Origin of the sequence: Xanthomonas sp. PPL134 (assembly GCF_040595915.1) — a bacterium.
GTDB lineage: Bacteria > Pseudomonadota > Gammaproteobacteria > Xanthomonadales > Xanthomonadaceae > Xanthomonas_A > Xanthomonas_A indica.
In genome coordinates this window covers 927,147-944,137 of the sequence record NZ_JAMDLL010000001.1, presented here as the reverse complement: position 1 = coordinate 944,137, position 16,991 = coordinate 927,147, and the positions used below count along the sequence as shown (strand labels likewise).

Below are 16,991 nucleotides of genomic sequence, written 5' to 3'. Positions count from 1 at the left end.
GGTGGTGCGTGGTGCTTCGATCAAACGAAGTGGAACAAGCGATGCGGCGCGAACCACCGCGTCGCATCAGGAACGGGCCGTGCTGGAATCGCGCACGACCAACGTAGGAACCAGGGTCTGCCGCCGTCCATCGTCCGCGTCGGGACGATCGATCAGGTGCAGTAGGCGATGCATCGCCTGCTCACCAAGCCCGGCGATGCTGACGCGCATGGTGGTGAGAGACGGGTGAACGAAACGCGCCAGCGGAATGTCGTCGAAGCCGGCCAACGCGATGTCGTGGGGCACGCGCACACCGCTCTGGGTAAAGGCGTAGAGGCAGCCGAGCGCGGTCATGTCGTTGGCGGCGAACACCGCATCGGGCAGCGTGCCGGCCTGCAGCATCGCCTGCCCCGCGCGATAGCCGGAGGCTTCGTCGAAGTCGCCCGGGAACTCCTGGCCGTGCGCCTGCCCGGGATGACGCGCGATGGTGTCGCGGAAGCCGCGCAGGCGTTCGCGCGCGTCGAAGTTCAGTTCCGGGCCGCCGATGAAGGCGATGCGGCGATGCCCCATCGCCAGCAGGTGCTCGGTCATCGCCACCGCACCGGCATGGTCGTCGATGCTCAGCACCGGGTATTCGGTGCCCGGCAGATGGGTGTTGATCAACACCGTCGGCAGCGCCTGCGGCAGGTTGTCGGTGAGGAAGCCCGGGCGCTCGGCATACGGCGACAGCACCAGCAGGCCGTCGACGCGGCCGCGCATCGCGCGCAGCGCCCGTCCCTGCTCTTCCGGGTCGCCGTGGTAACTGGACACCAGCAGGTGCTGGCGGCGCGCGCGGGCGGCGCCGTCGATGCCGCGGATCAGTTCGGAGAAGAATTCGCCGTACAGGTCGGGCAGCACCACGCCCAGGGTCTGGGTGCGGCGGCTGCTGAGGCTGCGCGCCGCCGCATGCGGGCTGTAGCGCAGGCGCTCGGCCACTTCCAGGACGAGAGTGCGCACCGGCGCGGCCACGTTCTCGTGGCCATTGAGCGCACGCGACACGGTGGCCACGGAAACCCGGGCCTCGCGTGCGACGTCTTTGATGGTGACCGCGCTCTTCGCCATCGTGCCGCCCTCCGCGGCAGAGACCTTGAGAAACTGGCGCGGACTGTAATCGTTTTCAGCGCAAGGCAGAAGCCCTTTGTTATTTTTCCAATAAAAGTCTTATTTTTCAGTTACTTGAATAATGCGAAACCGGTCGGAATCGTGCCGCAACGCAACATAATCCAGGTGCAGATTCCGCTTTTCCGCGGGGCCTACACTCCTATTTGGACCTGTGTTGGACCTGGCACCCCTTCGCCGCAACGCGTCAGCGGGCGGCGCCCGGCACCTCGGCGCGGATCGACAGCGCATGGATGTCGGTCTGCATCATCTCGCCCAGCGCCGCGTAGACGGCACGGTGCCGGGCCAGCGGCGCCATCCCGGCAAAGGCCGCGCTGACCACCCTTACATTGAAATGTCCACGGCCGTCGCGCGCCCCGGCGTGGCCGGCATGGCGATGGCTGTCGTCCTCCACCTCCAGCGCCTGCGGCGCGAACGCCGCCTCCAGCGCGGCGCGGATCCGCGCCACCCGTTCGGCGCCGACCTGGCTCATGGCAGCACCTTGCGGAACGGCCGCACCTCGACCCGCGCGTAGACCCCGGCCTCGACATACGGATCGGCCTCGGCCCAGGCCCGCGCCTCGGCCAGCGAGTCGAACGCGGCCACCACCAGGCTGCCACTGAAGCCGGCTGGGCCCGGATCCTCGGCGTCGATGGCCGGGCACGGCCCGGCCAGCAGCAGCCGGCCGGCCTCCTGCAGCTGGGTCAGCCGCTGCAGATGCGCCGGCCGCGCCGCCGCCCGCCGCGGCAGCGCATCGGCCACGTCGTACCCCTCGATCACGTACCACATCGCGTATCCGCCCTCGTTCCATCCTCAGAGACGTGCCATTGTAGGACCTGCCCCGGTGCGGCGGCGCTGGACACCGACCCCGCCGGCGCATTACCCTTGGTCCCATTGCACGCGGCCGGATGCAGCGGCCCGTCGGTGATCGGCGACCCCAAGCCCCTTCCGACGACCGATTCGCTGCCTGACACCGCCCGCGCAGACGTCCTCCTCTGCAGTTCCCGCCGCCACGACACGCGTGGCGTGCGTCGTGTGTCTTGTTGAAGTACCGAGCGCGTTGCGGGGACGACGTGCCATTGAACCGCAGCACTGCCGGCAAGGAGCCGCGCCGGGTCGCGCCTGCCCGGCCCTTCGCTACCGCAACACCGATGTCCAACCGATGACCTCCGAACTCGCGCTCGACGCGAACCCGCCAACCCAGACGACCCCGCCACAGCAGCAGGAAATGCCGCTGGCGGTCGTGCATGGGCAGCCGGTGCTGCAGATCCCGCAGGATCTGTACATCCCGCCGGATGCGCTGGAAGTCATCCTGGACGCGTTCGAAGGCCCGCTGGACCTGCTGCTGTACCTGATCCGCCGGCAGAACCTGGACATCCTGGACATCCCCGTCGCCGAGATCACCCGGCAGTACGTGGACTACATCAACGTGATGCAGGAGCTGCGCTTCGAACTGGCGGCCGAGTACCTGGTGATGGCCGCGATCCTGGCCGAGATCAAGTCGCGGATGCTGCTGCCGCGGCCGCCGGCCGAAGACGGCGAGGAAGTGGACCCGCGCGCCGAACTGGTCCGCCGCTTGCAGGAGTACGAACGCTTCAAGCAGGCGGCCGAGGACATCGACGCGCTGCCGCGGCAGGACCGCGACACCACCCCGGCGCACGCCCACGTGCCGGACCGCGCCGCGATCAAGCTGCCGCCGCCGGTGGAGTTGAAGGAAATGCTGCTGGCGCTGTACGACGTGCTCAAGCGCGCCGAACTGTTCAGCGGCCACGCCATCAAGCGCGAGGCGCTGAGCGTGCGCCAGCGCATGGGCGACGTGCTGGGCCGTCTGGACGACGGCAAGTTCCACCGTTTCGAATCGCTGTTCAGTGCCGAGGAAGGCAAGCTCGGCGTGCTGGTCACCTTCCTGGCGCTGCTGGAACTGGCCAAGGAGCAGTTGCTGGACATCGTCCAGGAGCCGCTGGCGCACGTCCCCGCCGAGGCCACCGAGCGGCCGCCGATGCCACCGATCTACGTCAAGTCGCTGGCGCTGGGCAACACCAACGCGCCGCTGCAGTTCAACAGCGAGTTCGACGACAGCGACGCCGCCGACGCCACCACCTGAGTCCCCGAGAACCCGCCCCCGCATGGATCAAGCGCTGATCAACCGCATCGTCGAGGCCGCCCTGCTCGCCGCCAACCAGCCGTTGCCGCTGGCGCAGTTGCACGGCCTGTTCCCGGAGGAGGAGCCCGCGCCGCCGGGCAGCATCGAGCGCGCGCTGGAACTGCTGCGCGAGGCCTGCGAGGGCCGCGGCGTCGAGCTGGTCGAAGTGGCCTCCGGGTTCCGCTACCAGGTGCGCAGCGACGTGCACGCCTGGGTGGCGCGGCTGTGGACCGAGCGCAAGACCCGCTACACCCGCGCCACGCTGGAGACCCTGGCGCTGATCGCCTACCGGCAGCCGATCACCCGCGGCGAGATCGAGCAGGTGCGCGGCGTGGCGGTCAGCAGCAACATCATCCAGGCGCTGGAAGAGCGCGAGTGGATCCGCGTGGTCGGGCACCGCGACGTGCCGGGCAAGCCGGCGCTGTTCGGCACCACCAAGACCTTCCTGGACTATTTCGGGCTCAAGCGCCTGGACGAACTGCCGCCGCTGTCCGAACTCAAGGACATCGGCGAGCTGGAACCGCAGCTGCCGCTGGACCGCGACGCGCTGCCGGTCGGCGACGTGGCCCAGGCCGGCGCCGCGCCGGGCGAGGACGCCGACCAGGGCAACCAGGGCGACACCACGGCGCAGGCCGCGGCCGCCAACGAATCCGCCGCGCCTGCCGCGACGGCGCAGGCAGACGCGGCCGTGGCCGCAGACGCCACGGACACCGACACCAGCGACACCGCAGGACCGAACACCCCCGCGACCGACGACGCCGACGCGCCGACGGCCACGGATTCCACGACCGCCCCGACGGGCGAACCCGAAGCCGCGCCGGGAGAGCGCGCGGCGGATGCGAACGAAGCCGAAGACAACGCCGTCGCGACGACGACCGTGGCTGTTGACGATGCCGATTCCGAACCACAGGCCGACGCGCAACGCGCCGGCCGGAGCCAAGTAAATGAGTGACACCTCCCGCAAGCTGTCGTTGAACAAGCTCTCGCTCAAGCGCGATGCCGCTGCCGCCGAGCAGCCGAAACTGGAAGAACGCCTGCACAAGGTCCTGGCCCAGGCCGGGCTGGGGTCGCGCCGGGCGCTGGAACAGCGCATCGCCGACGGCCTGGTCAAGGTCAATGGCGAGGTCGCGCAGACCGGCATGTCGATCCGCAGCGGCGACAAGATCGAGCTGGACGGCCGCAGCTTCGTCGCCAGCGCGCTGACCGAGCCCTCGCGCGTGCTGATCTACAACAAGCCCGAAGGCGAAGTGACCACGCGCGAAGATCCCGAAGGCCGCCCGACCATCTTCGAGGCGCTGCCGGCGCTGAAGGGCGCGCGCTGGATCGCGATCGGCCGCCTGGACATCAACACCACCGGCCTGCTGCTGCTCACCACCGACGGCGAGCTGGCCAACGCGATGATGCACCCCTCCTACGAGATCGAGCGCGAGTACGTGGTGCGCGTACGCGCCCCGGAAGGCGAAGAGACCGTGCCCGACAGCATGATCGAGCGGCTCTCGCGCGGCGTGCTGCTGGAGGACGGCGGCGCCAAGTTCGACGAGATCGAACGCATCGGCGGCACCGACTCGCACGACTGGTTCCGGGTGGTGGTCAAGGAAGGCCGCAACCGCGAAGTGCGGCGCCTGTGGGAATCGCAGGGCTGCCAGGTCAGCCGGCTCAAGCGCACCCGCTACGGCAAGATCGCGCTGCCGCGCGAACTGCTGCGCGGGCACTCGATGGAGCTGGCGCAGGACAAGGTCGAGGCGCTGCGCGCCGAACTGAAGCTGGAGGAAGGCACCCCGTCGGCGCTGACCCTGCAGCCGGTGATCGGCCAGCGCAAGGCGGCCAAGGCCACCGTGCAGGTCGGCCGCGGCGGCAACGCCTACGTCAACGGCCACAACACCGCCGACGAAGGCCGCGAGCTGCGCCGCTTCGACACCTTCCGCGAGGATCGCGGCCGCGGCCGCGGCGGCAAGAAGCCGCACGGCGGCCTGACCGTGAGCGGCGAAATGGCCGCCAAGCAGTCGCAGAAGCCGTTCAAGCAGCGCACGCCGAAGGGCCCCAAGCCGCTGCCGGACGGCAACCCGGCGGCGTTCCGCACCTGGTACGTGCCGGACGGCGTCAGCACCGGTCCGACCGGCCACCGCAACGCCGGTCCCGGCGGCCGCGGCGGCCAGGGTCAGGGCCAGGGGCGTCCTTATGCCAATGCCAAACCGCGTCCGGCCGGCGCCGGTGCGGGCGCTGGCGGCCAGGGTCGCGGCCAGGGCCAGCAGCGCAAGGCGCATCCCTACGGGCATCCGGGCAACGCGCCGAGCTTCCCGTCCGATCACGCCACCCCCGGCTTCAACCCCTACGGCGCCGCGCCGCGCGCCGCGCGCCCGGCCGGCGGCCAGAAGCGCGGCCCGGGTCCGGGCGGGCGCCCCGGCGGCGGCAACCGCCCGGCCGGTGGGCGTCCGGGCGGCGGCGGCCGTCCTGGTGGCGGCGGCAACCGTGGCGGCAACCGCGGCGGCTGAGTGACGGCGCCGACGCGGCCTGCGTCGGCCAGCCCGCTCCCGACAAGGGCGTCTGCGCAAGCGGCGCCCTTTTTCGTGGGCGCTACCGCCAGCCGGAATGGAGCGCGCCGCTGGACGCCGGCGTCCGCGCCATGGACGCAAGACGGTCCACATCGCGGCCGCCTGCTCGCTCACGCATCGACAGGATCGTTCCTGCAGTCCGCAAACCCCGCGGAGACCTGCCTGGCGGTCCAGTTGCCATGGGAAGATTTCGAGACCAGCAACGCCGAGGTTGCGTTGTAGCTGGGGGCGCGTGTCTCGCCGGGTCTGGCCAATCCCGTGTCATGGAAGCACAAGCGCACGGACGTGGCGTCGGCCGACAGCACCTCGAAGCGCATCATCCAGCCCTTGTCGGTCTGGAGCAGGCGCGCACCATCGGCGGTTTTCGTGACATCCACGAAGCCATAGTCCGCGAACGTCGTCTTCCCCGGCAGGCGGCGCGGGCCGACCGAATTGGGGAACGAGGTCAGGTCCAGATGCTGGATGACCGCGTCCGTGATGCCCGCCTGCGGCGGCGCGGCCGGGGACGCCGCACCGACACCAAACACGACAAGGCCAACCAGCATTCCGGCGTTCATGCGGACGATCTCGCGTGCAGAGGGAGAAGCGAGATGATAGGCAGCGCGAAGGTCCGCGCTCAATGGCGATGGCCGTGGCGCCGGCGCTCAAGCGGCGCCGATGGTGTCCCCGCTATTGAGCGACACCAGCGCGCCCGGCGTTGCGCCGTTCGCCCTGAGCGGACGAAGCCGATATCCTGGCGCATCCGGCCGCCGCTGCTGGTGGCCGCTCTCACCGACCAGGAATCCCGATGACACGGAAGATGAAGATCGCCCTGCCGCTGCTGATCGCCGGCGTGCTGAGCCTCGGCGCCTGCCAGAAGGCGCAGCAGAAGGCCCAGGAAGAGATCGCCGCGGCGCAGAACCCCTACCCTGCCGGCTCGCCGCTGCACGCGCCGTTCGATCGCATGCTGCGCAAGCTGGCCAACGATCCGCGCTACGTGGCGCTGCTCAAGCAGAGCGGCCCGCAGGCGCAGCAGGCCGGCTTCCAACTGGCGCAGAACGGCATCGCGCGGCTGGACCACGCCACGCTGGAACAGCGCCTGGAGATCCTGTCCCAGGTCAGCGACAAGGTCACCGTGCCGCAGTGTGCGGTGCTGGCCCGCGGCGGCAATCCCAACGATGCGCAGGCGCTGAGCGCGGCGATGCTGTCCGGCCTGGAAAAGCTGCCGCAGGCGCAGATCGACCGCTGGTTCGATGTCTCGCTGAAGGCCACCGACGCGGAATTGAACAAGACCCCGGCGCAGCCGGTGACCCAGGAGCAGATCCACGCGGCGATGGGCACGCTGGTCAAATCGCTGCCCGCCGACCAGCAGCAACGCCTGATGCGGGTGTTGCCGGAGATCACCAAGGCCAGCGACGAGGACGCCTGCTGGACGGCGCGCACCCTGTACCGCCAGGCGCTGGCCACCCCGGAGCCGGTGCGCGGCCAGCTGGCCTGGGTGTTCGCGCAGCAGTAAGCGCGCGGTAAGCGCGACACGCGTCCTCGCACGGGGCGCGCGTCGCCGCATCGCATTGCATCTCCAACGGCGGCCAACTTGCGGTCGATGGCCGCTGGAGCCGTTGACCCAAAAAAGAATCCAGGCGCGCTGCGCCTGGATTCGATGCACTGCTCAATCGTAACGGTCCTGCCTGCGCCGTGGCGTCAGGCAGGACGCGGCGCCTTACTTGCGGCGCTCGATCACGAAGTTGCCGACGTTGACGCCCAGATCGACGCCTTCGCCGGTGCCGGCCAGGGCCAGCGAGATGTCACCCTTGGTGACCACCTGCGCAGTGCTGGACTTCACCACGCCGGCATGCGCTTCGGCGGCGGCATAGGTGCCGAACAGATCGTTGAGGCTGTAGGCGCCAGTGAAGGTGCCGCGGCCGCCGACGATCTTCGACTTGCCGACGGTCAGGCCACCGCCCTTGCTGCTGATCTTGACCGGAATCACCGCGCCGTCGTTGCAGGTGATGGTGCCGGTGCCCTTTGCGGTCTTGTAGAACACCGACCAGCCCGACAGGTTGAAGGACAGCTTGCAATCGATGTTGCCGGCGGCCTGGGCCTGCGGCGCCAGGGCGGCCGCGCCCAGCAATGCGAGCAGGGAAAGCGACTTGATCATGTGGGCATTCCGGTGAGTGGACCAGGCGCGAGCGTAGCAATGGGATTGTCGCGGCCGCGACAAGGTTGCCGGCGCGCGGCGCACGCGTTCAGCAGGCATTTCCAATCGCGGCAGGCAGGATCGGTTCCAGCCCGGCCGGAGTACATGCAGGGCGCGACGCCGACGCCAAGCATCTTCAAAATTCGTTTGCGGCGGCTTGGCCTGATTGGCTCTGTACTTTGTAGGCGTCAACGCTCATGCAGCGGCGACGTGCGAAGCACTTTCCGATGGCGCAATGCGTCGGGACTGAAGTCCCTCCCACAGTGAAGCCGCCAAACTTGCCGCAGCATGGTGCGGGCCGGGCTATTGCCGCGTTTTCGAAGTCAGCCGCGACAGGCATTGCAGGCAGAGCCCGTCGCGGCTGAAGCCACTCCTACAACGAGGGCCTTCAGGGATAGCGCAGGTGAGCTCTCCGGCGTCACTGGAGCCGCAGGCTAGTCGTCCAGGCTGAAAGCGTCGGCATCGAGCATGGCCGGGAAACGCGCGCGGTGCGCGGCCAGCGCGGCGGCGGAGATGGTGGTGGTGGCCACCTGCTCGCGCTCGCGGATTTCCAGTTGCGGCTGGCCTAGGAAATCGATCACCGCGCTGTCGCCGGCATAGTGCAGGTCGTTGCCGTCCACGCCGACGCGGTTGACCGCGGCCACGAAGCACAGGTTCTCGATCGCACGCGCGCGCAGCAGCGTACGCCAGGCATAAGCCCGCGCCGACGGCCAGTTGGCGACGAACAATTGCAGATCGAAATCCAGTTGCCCCGGGCGCTCGACGTCGTAGCGGTTGCGGCAGAACACCGGGAAGCGCAGGTCGTAGCAGACCTGCGGATTGATCCGCCAGCCCTTCCATTCCACGCACAGGCGTTCGCGCCCGGCGGCGTAACGCAGGTGTTCGTTGCCGTAGCGGAACAGGTGGCGCTTGTCGTAATGCTGCAATGCGCCATCGGGCGTGGCCCACAGCAGGCGGTTGAACACCTTGGCCTGGCCATCGGCGCCGGGCACGCGCAACTGGACGCTACCTGTCACCGCGGCGCCCAGCCGCGCCGCCTGCTCGCGGATCCACGCCACGGTCGGCCCGTCCATGTCCTCGGCCTGCGCCAGCGCATCGTTGGAGAAACCGCTGGTGAAGGTCTCCGGCAGGATCACCACATCGGTGATGCCGGCCAGCGGCGCCAGCAGTTCGGCGTAATGCGCGCGGTTGCCGGCGGGGTCGTGCCAGCGGGTATCGCCCTGGACCAATGAGATCCTCAGATCCTGTGCTACCTGTGTCATCCCCAACGTACTCCGATGCAGATCGTGCCGACCAGGCACAGCAGGCCCAGTGTAGGCGTTACCCATGGCAGGTGGCGCACCAGGCGGTTGGCCAGCGTGCCCCGCTCCTGCGGCGTCAGCAGCGCAAGGTAGCGATCCACATAGGCCTGGCGCCGGAACGGCACCACGCCGACATCCATCCCGACACGCTGACCGCGATCAGCCAATCCGGTCAGCACATGCCCGTAGAACAGCGCCCCGTCGACCACCGCACTGACCGCCGCCACCCCAAACGTCACCCCAAAATAGATGCCAGCGATCGACATGCCCCACCCCACACCAGGAACCCGCTTCTACGATTCCCCATTCCCGAATCCCCAATCCCGGCGCTTACGCGCGCTACAGCGCGCGCAAGCGCTCGATCGCCGCATCCAGCGTCGCCTCGTTCTTGGCGAAGCACAGCCGCGCCAGGCGCTGCCCTTGCGGCGGCTCCTGGTAGAACGGCGACAGCGGGATCGCCGCCACGCCCTTTTCGATGGTCAGCCACTTCACGAACTCGGTGTCGGGCAGGTCGCTGACCGCCGAATAGTCGACCAGTTGGAAATAGCCACCCGGCACCGGCAGCGGCTTCAGCCGGGTACCCAGCAATTGTTCGCGGAAGCGGTCGCGCTTGGCCTGGTAGAACGCGCCGAGCTGCTCGTCGTGCTCGGGCTGCTCGCGGATCATCGCGGCGAAGGCGTGTTGGGCCGGGCCGAAGCTGGTGAAGGTGTTGTACTGGTGGACCTTGCGGAACTCGGCGCTGAGTGCCGGCGGGGCGATCGCGTAGCCGATCTTCCAGCCGGTGCAGTGATAGGTCTTGCCGAAGCTGGAGACCACGAAGGCGCGCGCGCGCAGTTCCGGCCAGCGCAGCACCGACTCGTGGCGGCGGCCGTCGAACACGATGTGCTCGTAGACCTCGTCGGAGATCAGGAAGATGTCGCTGCCGCGCAGCAGCTCGGTCACCGCCTGCAGGTCGTCGGCGCCGAACATCGCCCCGGACGGGTTGTGCGGGCTGTTAAGCATCAGCAGGCGGGTGCGCGGGGTGATCGCCGCGCGCACGCGCTCCCAGTCCACGGCGAAGTTCTGCGGGTCCAGCGGCACGTGCACCGCGCGCGCGCCTGCCAGGTCGATCGCCGGCTCGTAGCTGTCGTAGGCCGGATCCAGCACGATCACTTCCTCGCCCGGGCGCACCACGGCGTGGATGGCGTTGAACAGCGCCTCGGTGGCGCCGCTGGTGACGGTGACCTCGGTGTCGGCATCGACCTGGGCGCCGTAGCAGCGCAACGCCTTTTCGGCGATCGCCTGGCGCAGCGCCGGCACGCCGGTCATCGGCGGGTACTGGTTGTGGCCCTCGCGCATGGCCTGGTCCAGCGCCTCGATCAGCCGCGGCGGTACCGGGAAGTCGGGAAAACCCTGGCCCAGGTTGACCGCGCCGTGCTCGGCGGCCAGTTGCGACATCACGGTGAAGATGGTGGTGCCCACCTTGGGCAGCTTGGTCTGCGGATGCATGCGGGGGATCTGCGGGCAGCGGGAAAACGCCGAGTGTACGCAAAGCCGCTTGCGCGCGATGCGCCAGCGGCCCGCGGCTCCACTGCAACAGCGCGCGCGCATCGCCGCGTGTGGCCGCCGCCGGCATCCGCCGGACGCCCGCATGCCGATACAATGCGCGCCTTCCCTGCCCCCTTCGCCGCGCCATCCGCCGCGGCCTTCGCCGATGACCGATCCGCTGTACACCCCGCCGCCGCTGCTGGCCGCGCACGGGCTCACGTTCGCCCGCGACGACGCGGCGGTGTTCGGTCCGCTGGATTTCCACCTGGATGCCGGCGAGGCGTTGCTGGTGCAGGGCGACAACGGCGCCGGCAAGACCACCCTGCTGCGGGTGCTGGTCGGCCTGCTGCGCGCCGAGGCCGGGCGCATCGAGATCGACGGCCATCCGGTGCGGCGCGGCGACCGCGCCCGCTTCATGGCCTACCTGGGCCACCTGGGCGCGCTGAAGGCCGACCTGAGCACCCTGGAGAACCTGCACTACCTGTGTGGCCTGCAGGGGCGCCGGGCCAAGCAGATGCCCGGCAGCGCGCTGGCCATCGTCGGCCTGGCCGGCTACGAGGACACGCTGGTGCGGCAGTTGTCGGCCGGGCAGAAGAAGCGCCTGGCGCTGGCGCGGATGTGGCTGTCGCCGGCGCCGCTGTGGCTGCTCGACGAGCCCTACGCCAACCTCGACCTGGACGGCATCACCCTGGTCAACCGCATGATCGCCGCGCACCTGCGCAGCGGCGGCGCGGCCTTGGTCACCACCCATGGCGCCTATGCCGCGCCCCCCGTGCGCACCCGCATGCTGACCTTGAGCGGAGCCGCCGCATGAGCCTGGCCACGCCCGTCCCCTCCCTCTGGCAGGCCACCCGCGCATTGCTGGTGCGCGACCTGCGCCTGCTGTGGCGGCGCCGCGGCGACGCGTTGCAGCCGGCGCTGTTCGCCCTGCTGATCGTGGCCCTGTTCGCGCTAGCGCTGGGCAACCAGCCGCGCCTGCTCGGCGAGGTGGCCGGTGCCGCGCTGTGGCTGGCGGTGCTGCTGGCCGGCCTGCTGGCGCTGGACAGCCTGTTCCGCAGCGATGCCGAGGACGGCTCGCTGGAGCAATGGCTGCTGGCGCCGGTGCCGCTGGCCTGGCTGGTGCTGGTGCGGGTGCTCCTGCACTGGGTCACCACCGCCTTGCCACTGATCGTGGCCGCGCCGCTGCTGGGCGAATTGCTGCACCTGCCGCATGACCGCATGCCGGTGCTGCTGGCATCGTTGGCGCTGGGGACCCCGCTGCTGAGCCTGCTCGGTGCGGTGGTTGCGGCGCTGACGGTGGGCATGAAGCGCGCCGGCATCCTGGTCGCGCTGCTGGCCTTGCCGCTGTACGTGCCGGTGCTGGTATTCGGCGCCGGCAGCGTGGCGGCGGCGGCGCAGGGCCTGGACCCGGCCGGTGGCCTGCTGTTGCTGGCCGCGGGCCTGGTGGCGGGCCTGGTGCTGGCACCGCTGGCGGCGGCCGCGGCGATCCGCATCTCGCTGAGCTGAGCCAGCGGCGGCGCGGCGGCGGCCGTCCCATGCAAGCGCAGTGCTCCATCGCCATTCCGTTGTTGTCGCATCGACGCCCGCCTCTCGCCAGCTAGAATCGTCCGCATGGCCTCTCTCGTCCGCTGGTTCCACCAACTCGGTTCGCCGCCGACCTTCGATCGCTTCGCGGCGCGCTGGACCCCGTGGTGCTACCTGGCGGCGCTGCTGCTGGCCGGCGTGGGCATCTGGCAGGCGCTGTTCGTGGTGCCGGCCGACCGCCTGCAGAGCGACGCCTTCCGCATCCTCTACATCCACGTGCCCAGCGCCTGGATGAGCCTGTTCGTGTTCGGCCTGATGGCCGTGTACGCCGCCATCGCCCAGGTGTGGCGGATCAAGCTGTGCGAGATCCTGGCGATGGCCTGCGCGCCGATCGGTGCCGCCTTCACCCTGATCACCCTGCTGACCGGCAGCATCTGGGGCAAGCCGATGTGGGGCGCCTGGTGGGACTGGGACCCGCGCCTGACCACCGAGCTGATCCTGCTATTCCTGTACATCGGCGTGATGGGCCTGTACCTGGCCATCGAGGACCGGCGCACCGCGGCGCGCGCGGCCGGGTTGCTGGCCATCGTCGGCGTGGTGCTGCTGCCGGTGATCCGCTATTCGGTGGTGTGGTGGAACTCGCTGCACCAGGGCCAGACCATCCGCCTGTTCGGCCAGTCCAGCATGGACCCGAGCATGCTGCCGCCGCTGTGGCTGATGGTGGCCGCGACCAAGTTCTGGTTCGCCGGCTCGCTGCTGGCGCGCGCACGCGCCGACAACCTGCGCCGCGAGGCGGGCAAGGACTGGGTGACGCAGTTGGCGGAGGCACGCGGATGAACTACCTGCCGTATGTGGTCGGGGCCTATGCGGTATTCGCCGGGGTGCTGCTGGCCGATTTCGTGCTGGCGCGGCTGCAGGTGCGCAACGCCTTGCGCGCGGCGCGGCTGCGCGCGCAACGCAAGCGCCAGGCCAAGGCCGAACCGGCGCCGCCGCTGGAGCTGAGCCGATGAACCCGCAGCGCAAGCGCCGCCTGCTGTGGCTGATGCTGCTGGTGCTGGCCGCCGGCCTCACCACCACGTTGGTGGCGATGGCGCTGCAGCGCAATACCGCCTACCTGTACACCCCGGCCGAGGTGCTGGCCGGCAAGACCGGCGCGCACGCGCGTTTCCGCCTCGGCGGCATGGTCGAGAAAGGTTCCTTCCAGCGCGCACCCGGGTCGCTGCAGTCGCACTTCCGCGTCACCGACGGCGACGCGCAACTGACCGTGCGCTACGACCGGATCCTGCCCGACCTGTTCCGCGAGGGCCAGGCGGTGGTGGCCACCGGCAGCATGCACGACGGCGTGTTCGTCGCCGAGGACGTGCTGGCCAAGCACGACGAGACCTACATGCCGAAGGAACTGGCGGACAAGATGGGCAGCGCGCATCGCAAGCACGATGTGGGGGCGATGCAGTGACGTGCCGGAGGGGCGGGAACCGGGAATCGGGATTGGGGAATGGTCGAAGCAGACGCATGCCGCCGACCGTCGGCACCGCCGCGCAGCGTCCAGGCAAGCCTGTGGTCCAGGTCGTTCGCCTCGACCTCCCGACGCCGGGTTTTCCGTGTGGACACCTAGCACCGCATCCTGGCGTCTTGGATGCCGCGTGCCGGCGCGAGCGCCATGCTGCCTGAGGTCGGTCAGCTCCTGCTGATCCTTGCCCTGCTCACCGCCGTGCTGCAGGCGGCGCTGCCGCTGGCCGGTGCGCAGCGCGGCGATGCACGCTGGATGGGCGTGGCGCGGCCGGCGGCGTTCGCGCAACTGGCGCTGGTCGCCGGCGCGTTCGCGATCCTTACCCATGCCTTCGTGACCCAGGATTTCTCGGTGGCCTACGTGGCCGAGAACTCCAACTCCTTGCTGCCGCTGGTGTACCGCTACTCCGCGGTGTGGGGCGCGCACGAGGGCTCGCTGCTGCTGTGGACGCTGATCCTCGCGCTATGGACCGGCGCGGTGGCGCTGTACTCGCGGCGCCTGCCGGCCCAGGTAGTGGCGCGGGTGATCGGCACCCTGGCGCTGGTCAGCGTGGGTTTCCTGGCGTTCCTGCTGTTCACCTCCAACCCGTTCGCGCGGCTGCTGCCGGCGCCGCTGGAAGGGCGCGATCTCAATCCGTTGCTGCAGGATCCCGGCCTGGTGATCCATCCGCCGCTGCTGTACGCCGGCTACGTCGGCTTCGCGGTGCCGTTCGCGTTCGCCATCGCCGCGTTGCTGGACGGCCAGGTGGACGCGCGCTGGCTGCGCTGGACGCGGCCGTGGACCAACGTGGCCTGGGGCTTTCTGACCATCGGCATTGCCCTCGGCAGCTGGTGGGCGTACTACGAACTGGGCTGGGGCGGCTGGTGGTTCTGGGACCCGGTGGAGAACGCCAGCTTCATGCCGTGGCTGGCCGGTGCGGCATTGCTGCATTCGCAGGCGGTCACCGAGAAGCGCGGCAGCTTCGGCGCCTGGACCCTGCTGCTGGCGATCGCCGCGTTCTCGCTGTCGCTGCTCGGCACCTTCCTGGTCCGCTCGGGCGTGCTGACCAGCGTGCACTCCTTCGCGGCCGATCCCGCCCGCGGCCTGTTCATCCTGGTGTTCCTGAGCCTGCTGTGCGGTGGTGCGCTGCTGCTGTACGCGCTGCGCGGCGGACGGGTGGCGGCGGCGGCCGACGAGGCGCGGCAACGTTTCGCGCCGGCCTCGCGCGAGACCCTGCTGCTGGCCAACAACCTGCTGCTGACCTGCGCCTGCGCCATGGTGCTGCTGGGCACGCTGTATCCGCTGCTGGCCGATGCGCTGGACCTGGGCAAGCTCTCGGTGGGGCCGCCCTACTTCGGCACCTTGTTCATCGTGCTGATGGCGCCGCTGGTGGCGCTGTTGCCGTTCGGGCCGCTGACCCGCTGGCAGCGCGAACAGGCATCGCGGCCGCTGGCGTTGCTGGCGCCCTGGGCCAGCCTGGCCCTGCTGGCCGGCGCGATCGGCTTCTTCCTGGCACCGCAGGGCGCGTGGAAGACCGCCGCCGGTGTCGCCGCTGCGACCTGGGTGCTGCTGGGCACCGCGCGTTTCGTGTGGAGCCGGCGCCAGCTCAAGGGCAGCCGCTTCACCGCCGAGATGCTGGGCATGACCCTGGCCCACACCGGCATCGCGGTGTTCCTGGCCGGCGCGCTGCTGGTCGAGGCGCTGGAGCAGCAGCGCGAAGTGGCGCTGGCGCCCGGGCAGCACCTGGACCTGGGCCGCTATCGGTTCGAGCTGCAGGGCCTGGACCAGCGCAAGGGCCCCAACTACGTGGCCGAACGCGCACACGTGCAGGTACTGCGCGACGATCGCCCGCTGGCGCTGCTGCACCCGGAAAAGCGCCTGTACGCCAGCGGCGGCCAGAACATGACCGAGGCCGGCATCCACCCCGGCCTGTTCGGCGACGTCTACGTCGCCCTCGGCGAGCCGCTGGGCAACAATGCCTGGGCGATGCGCGTGCACGTCAAACCTTTTGTGCGCTGGATCTGGCTTGGCGCGGCGCTGATGGCGCTGGGCGGTTTCGTCACCGCCGCCGACCGGCGCTTCCGTCGTTCTCCGGAGACCCCCTGATGTCCGCTCCCGCTCCACGTCGCCTGCCGCTGCCCGCCATCCTGCTGGGCGCCCTGTTCTTCCTCGGCCTGCTGGCGTTGATGGTGTATGCGGTGCAGCGCTCCGGCAGCGCCGATCGCGACGCGCTGCCGTCGGCGCTGATCGGCAAGCCGGCACCGGCGTTCGAACTGCCGCTGCTGCACGACGCCTCGATCCGCGTGCGCAGCAGCGAATTGCTGGGTGCGCCATACGTGCTCAACGTGTGGGGCAGCTGGTGCCCGGCCTGCCGCGAGGAACACCCGGTGCTGACCCGCTTCGCGCTGAGCAAGCGCGTGCGGGTGATCGGCTACGACTGGAAGGACAACCGCGAGGACGCGCTGCGCTGGCTGGAACAGCTCGGCAATCCGTTCCTGGCGGTGCTGTTCGATCCCGAGGGGCGCACCGCGATCGACTGGGGCGTGGCCGCGGCGCCGGAGACCTTCCTGGTCGATGCGCGCGGCGTGGTGCGCTGGAAGCATGCCGGCCCGCTGACCGACCAGATCATCCGCGACGACCTGCTGCCGGCCTTGCAGCAGGCCGAGCGCGATGCCCCGCCGACGCGGGCGCAGGGCAAGGCCACGCCATGAGCCGCGGCCGGCGCGCGCTGCGGCTGGGCCTGCTGGCGCTGCTGGCGTGGTCCACGCTGGCCGGCGCCGAGCCGGTGTCCGATCCGACGCCGCTGGCCTACCGCTCCACCGCCGAGGAAGCGCGCTTCCATGCGCTGACTGCGGAATTGCGTTGCGTGCAATGCCAGAACCAGTCGCTGGCCGACTCGCACGCGCAGATCGCCATGGACCTGCGCCGCGAAGTGCTGGAGCTCATGCACCAGGGCAAGTCGGATGCGCAGATCAAGCAGTTCCTGGTCGATCGCTACGGCGAGTTCGTGCTGTACCGGCCGCAGCTGGAAGCACGGACCTGGCTGCTATGGTTCGGCCCCTTGCTGCTGCTGGCCGGCGGCGCCGTGCTGCTGATCCGGATGGTGCGGCGGCGCACACCAGCGGCGACCGCGCTGCCGCTGCAGGACGAACAGGAATGGTGA

Annotated in this window: 20 protein-coding genes; 12 read left to right on the top strand and 8 right to left on the bottom strand. The window is 70.0% G+C overall.

The features are described from left to right. Positions 1-66 precede the first annotated feature (66 nt). From M3U25_RS04060 to M3U25_RS04050, 3 genes are all read right to left on the bottom strand, one after another. Positions 67-1,080 carry a LacI family DNA-binding transcriptional regulator gene (locus M3U25_RS04060; RefSeq protein WP_242159945.1) on the bottom strand — a complete coding sequence of 338 codons (1,014 nt, stop codon included), beginning with the start codon at positions 1,078-1,080 and terminating at the stop codon, positions 67-69. 244 nt (positions 1,081-1,324) lie between these two features. Next, positions 1,325-1,609, bottom strand: a complete 285-nt coding sequence (locus M3U25_RS04055) for a BolA family protein (protein ID WP_160947358.1) — start codon at positions 1,607-1,609, stop codon at positions 1,325-1,327. Next, complete coding sequence (locus tag M3U25_RS04050) at positions 1,606-1,905, bottom strand: YciI family protein (protein ID WP_242159834.1); 300 nt, start codon at positions 1,903-1,905, stop codon at positions 1,606-1,608. The genes M3U25_RS04055 and M3U25_RS04050 overlap by 4 nt, the downstream gene beginning before the upstream one ends. Before the next feature lie 373 nt (positions 1,906-2,278). Here M3U25_RS04050 and M3U25_RS04045 point away from each other — a divergent pair, with 373 nt between their 5' ends. From M3U25_RS04045 to M3U25_RS04035, 3 genes are read left to right on the top strand one after another with little or no spacing between them, the layout of a single operon-like run. Continuing rightward, positions 2,279-3,220, top strand: coding sequence for a ScpA family protein (locus M3U25_RS04045; protein WP_355499936.1), 942 nt, complete (start codon positions 2,279-2,281; stop codon positions 3,218-3,220). A 22-nt stretch (positions 3,221-3,242) separates the two neighbouring features. Then, positions 3,243-4,211, top strand: coding sequence for an SMC-Scp complex subunit ScpB (gene scpB, locus M3U25_RS04040; RefSeq protein ID WP_242159833.1), 969 nt, complete (start codon positions 3,243-3,245; stop codon positions 4,209-4,211). Then, the gene (locus tag M3U25_RS04035; RefSeq protein WP_160947354.1) at positions 4,204-5,751 is read left to right on the top strand and encodes a pseudouridine synthase; all 1,548 of its coding nucleotides are present in this window, start codon (positions 4,204-4,206) and stop codon (positions 5,749-5,751) included. The genes scpB and M3U25_RS04035 overlap by 8 nt, the downstream gene beginning before the upstream one ends. A gap of 170 nt (positions 5,752-5,921) precedes the next feature. Here M3U25_RS04035 and M3U25_RS04030 read toward each other — a convergent pair whose 3' ends face one another. Next, positions 5,922-6,368: a pesticin immunity protein gene (locus M3U25_RS04030; protein ID WP_355499941.1), complete on the bottom strand. Its 447-nt coding sequence runs from the start codon at positions 6,366-6,368 to the stop codon at positions 5,922-5,924. Between the two features lie 230 nt (positions 6,369-6,598). On the opposite strand from M3U25_RS04030, the gene M3U25_RS04025 reads away from it, so the two are divergent. Further along, positions 6,599-7,306 (top strand): hypothetical protein, encoded by a 708-nt coding sequence (locus tag M3U25_RS04025; RefSeq protein ID WP_355499944.1) that lies wholly within the window; start codon positions 6,599-6,601, stop codon positions 7,304-7,306. 204 nt (positions 7,307-7,510) lie between these two features. Here M3U25_RS04025 and M3U25_RS04020 read toward each other — a convergent pair whose 3' ends face one another. The 4 genes from M3U25_RS04020 to M3U25_RS04005 all read right to left on the bottom strand — a co-directional run bounded on the left by M3U25_RS04020 (position 7,511) and on the right by M3U25_RS04005 (position 10,776). Then, positions 7,511-7,948, bottom strand: coding sequence for a hypothetical protein (locus M3U25_RS04020; RefSeq protein ID WP_017914143.1), 438 nt, complete (start codon positions 7,946-7,948; stop codon positions 7,511-7,513). Between the two features lie 473 nt (positions 7,949-8,421). Beyond that, on the bottom strand, positions 8,422-9,249 hold the full coding sequence (locus M3U25_RS04015) for an amidohydrolase (RefSeq protein WP_355499949.1): 828 nt from the start codon (positions 9,247-9,249) through the stop codon (positions 8,422-8,424). Next, positions 9,246-9,554: a hypothetical protein gene (locus tag M3U25_RS04010; protein WP_242081130.1), complete on the bottom strand. Its 309-nt coding sequence runs from the start codon at positions 9,552-9,554 to the stop codon at positions 9,246-9,248. Before M3U25_RS04010 ends, M3U25_RS04015 begins: the two co-directional genes overlap by 4 nt. Positions 9,555-9,627: 73 nt before the next feature. Next, on the bottom strand, positions 9,628-10,776 hold the full coding sequence (locus M3U25_RS04005) for a pyridoxal phosphate-dependent aminotransferase (protein WP_355499951.1): 1,149 nt from the start codon (positions 10,774-10,776) through the stop codon (positions 9,628-9,630). A gap of 205 nt (positions 10,777-10,981) precedes the next feature. On the opposite strand from M3U25_RS04005, the gene ccmA reads away from it, so the two are divergent. The 8 genes from ccmA to M3U25_RS03965 all read left to right on the top strand — a co-directional run bounded on the left by ccmA (position 10,982) and on the right by M3U25_RS03965 (position 16,991). Continuing rightward, positions 10,982-11,629, top strand: a complete 648-nt coding sequence (ccmA, locus tag M3U25_RS04000; protein WP_355499954.1) for a heme ABC exporter ATP-binding protein CcmA — start codon at positions 10,982-10,984, stop codon at positions 11,627-11,629. After that, entirely contained in the window at positions 11,626-12,321 is a 696-nt protein-coding gene (gene ccmB / locus M3U25_RS03995) for a heme exporter protein CcmB (RefSeq protein ID WP_048488885.1), read from the top strand. Before ccmA ends, ccmB begins: the two co-directional genes overlap by 4 nt. A 105-nt stretch (positions 12,322-12,426) precedes the next feature. Then, positions 12,427-13,176, top strand: coding sequence for a heme ABC transporter permease CcmC (ccmC, locus tag M3U25_RS03990; RefSeq protein ID WP_010343777.1), 750 nt, complete (start codon positions 12,427-12,429; stop codon positions 13,174-13,176). Beyond that, a complete protein-coding gene (locus tag M3U25_RS03985) occupies positions 13,173-13,349 on the top strand; it encodes a heme exporter protein CcmD (protein WP_010343776.1) in 177 nt (58 codons plus the stop codon). The genes ccmC and M3U25_RS03985 overlap by 4 nt, the downstream gene beginning before the upstream one ends. After that, positions 13,346-13,795, top strand: coding sequence for a cytochrome c maturation protein CcmE (gene ccmE / locus M3U25_RS03980; protein ID WP_242159826.1), 450 nt, complete (start codon positions 13,346-13,348; stop codon positions 13,793-13,795). The genes M3U25_RS03985 and ccmE overlap by 4 nt, the downstream gene beginning before the upstream one ends. A 204-nt stretch (positions 13,796-13,999) precedes the next feature. Then, positions 14,000-15,934: a heme lyase CcmF/NrfE family subunit gene (locus tag M3U25_RS03975; RefSeq protein ID WP_355499960.1), complete on the top strand. Its 1,935-nt coding sequence runs from the start codon at positions 14,000-14,002 to the stop codon at positions 15,932-15,934. Beyond that, positions 15,931-16,539: a DsbE family thiol:disulfide interchange protein gene (locus tag M3U25_RS03970; RefSeq protein ID WP_184502603.1), complete on the top strand. Its 609-nt coding sequence runs from the start codon at positions 15,931-15,933 to the stop codon at positions 16,537-16,539. The genes M3U25_RS03975 and M3U25_RS03970 overlap by 4 nt, the downstream gene beginning before the upstream one ends. Next, complete coding sequence (locus M3U25_RS03965; RefSeq protein ID WP_355499963.1) at positions 16,536-16,991, top strand: cytochrome c-type biogenesis protein; 456 nt, start codon at positions 16,536-16,538, stop codon at positions 16,989-16,991. Before M3U25_RS03970 ends, M3U25_RS03965 begins: the two co-directional genes overlap by 4 nt.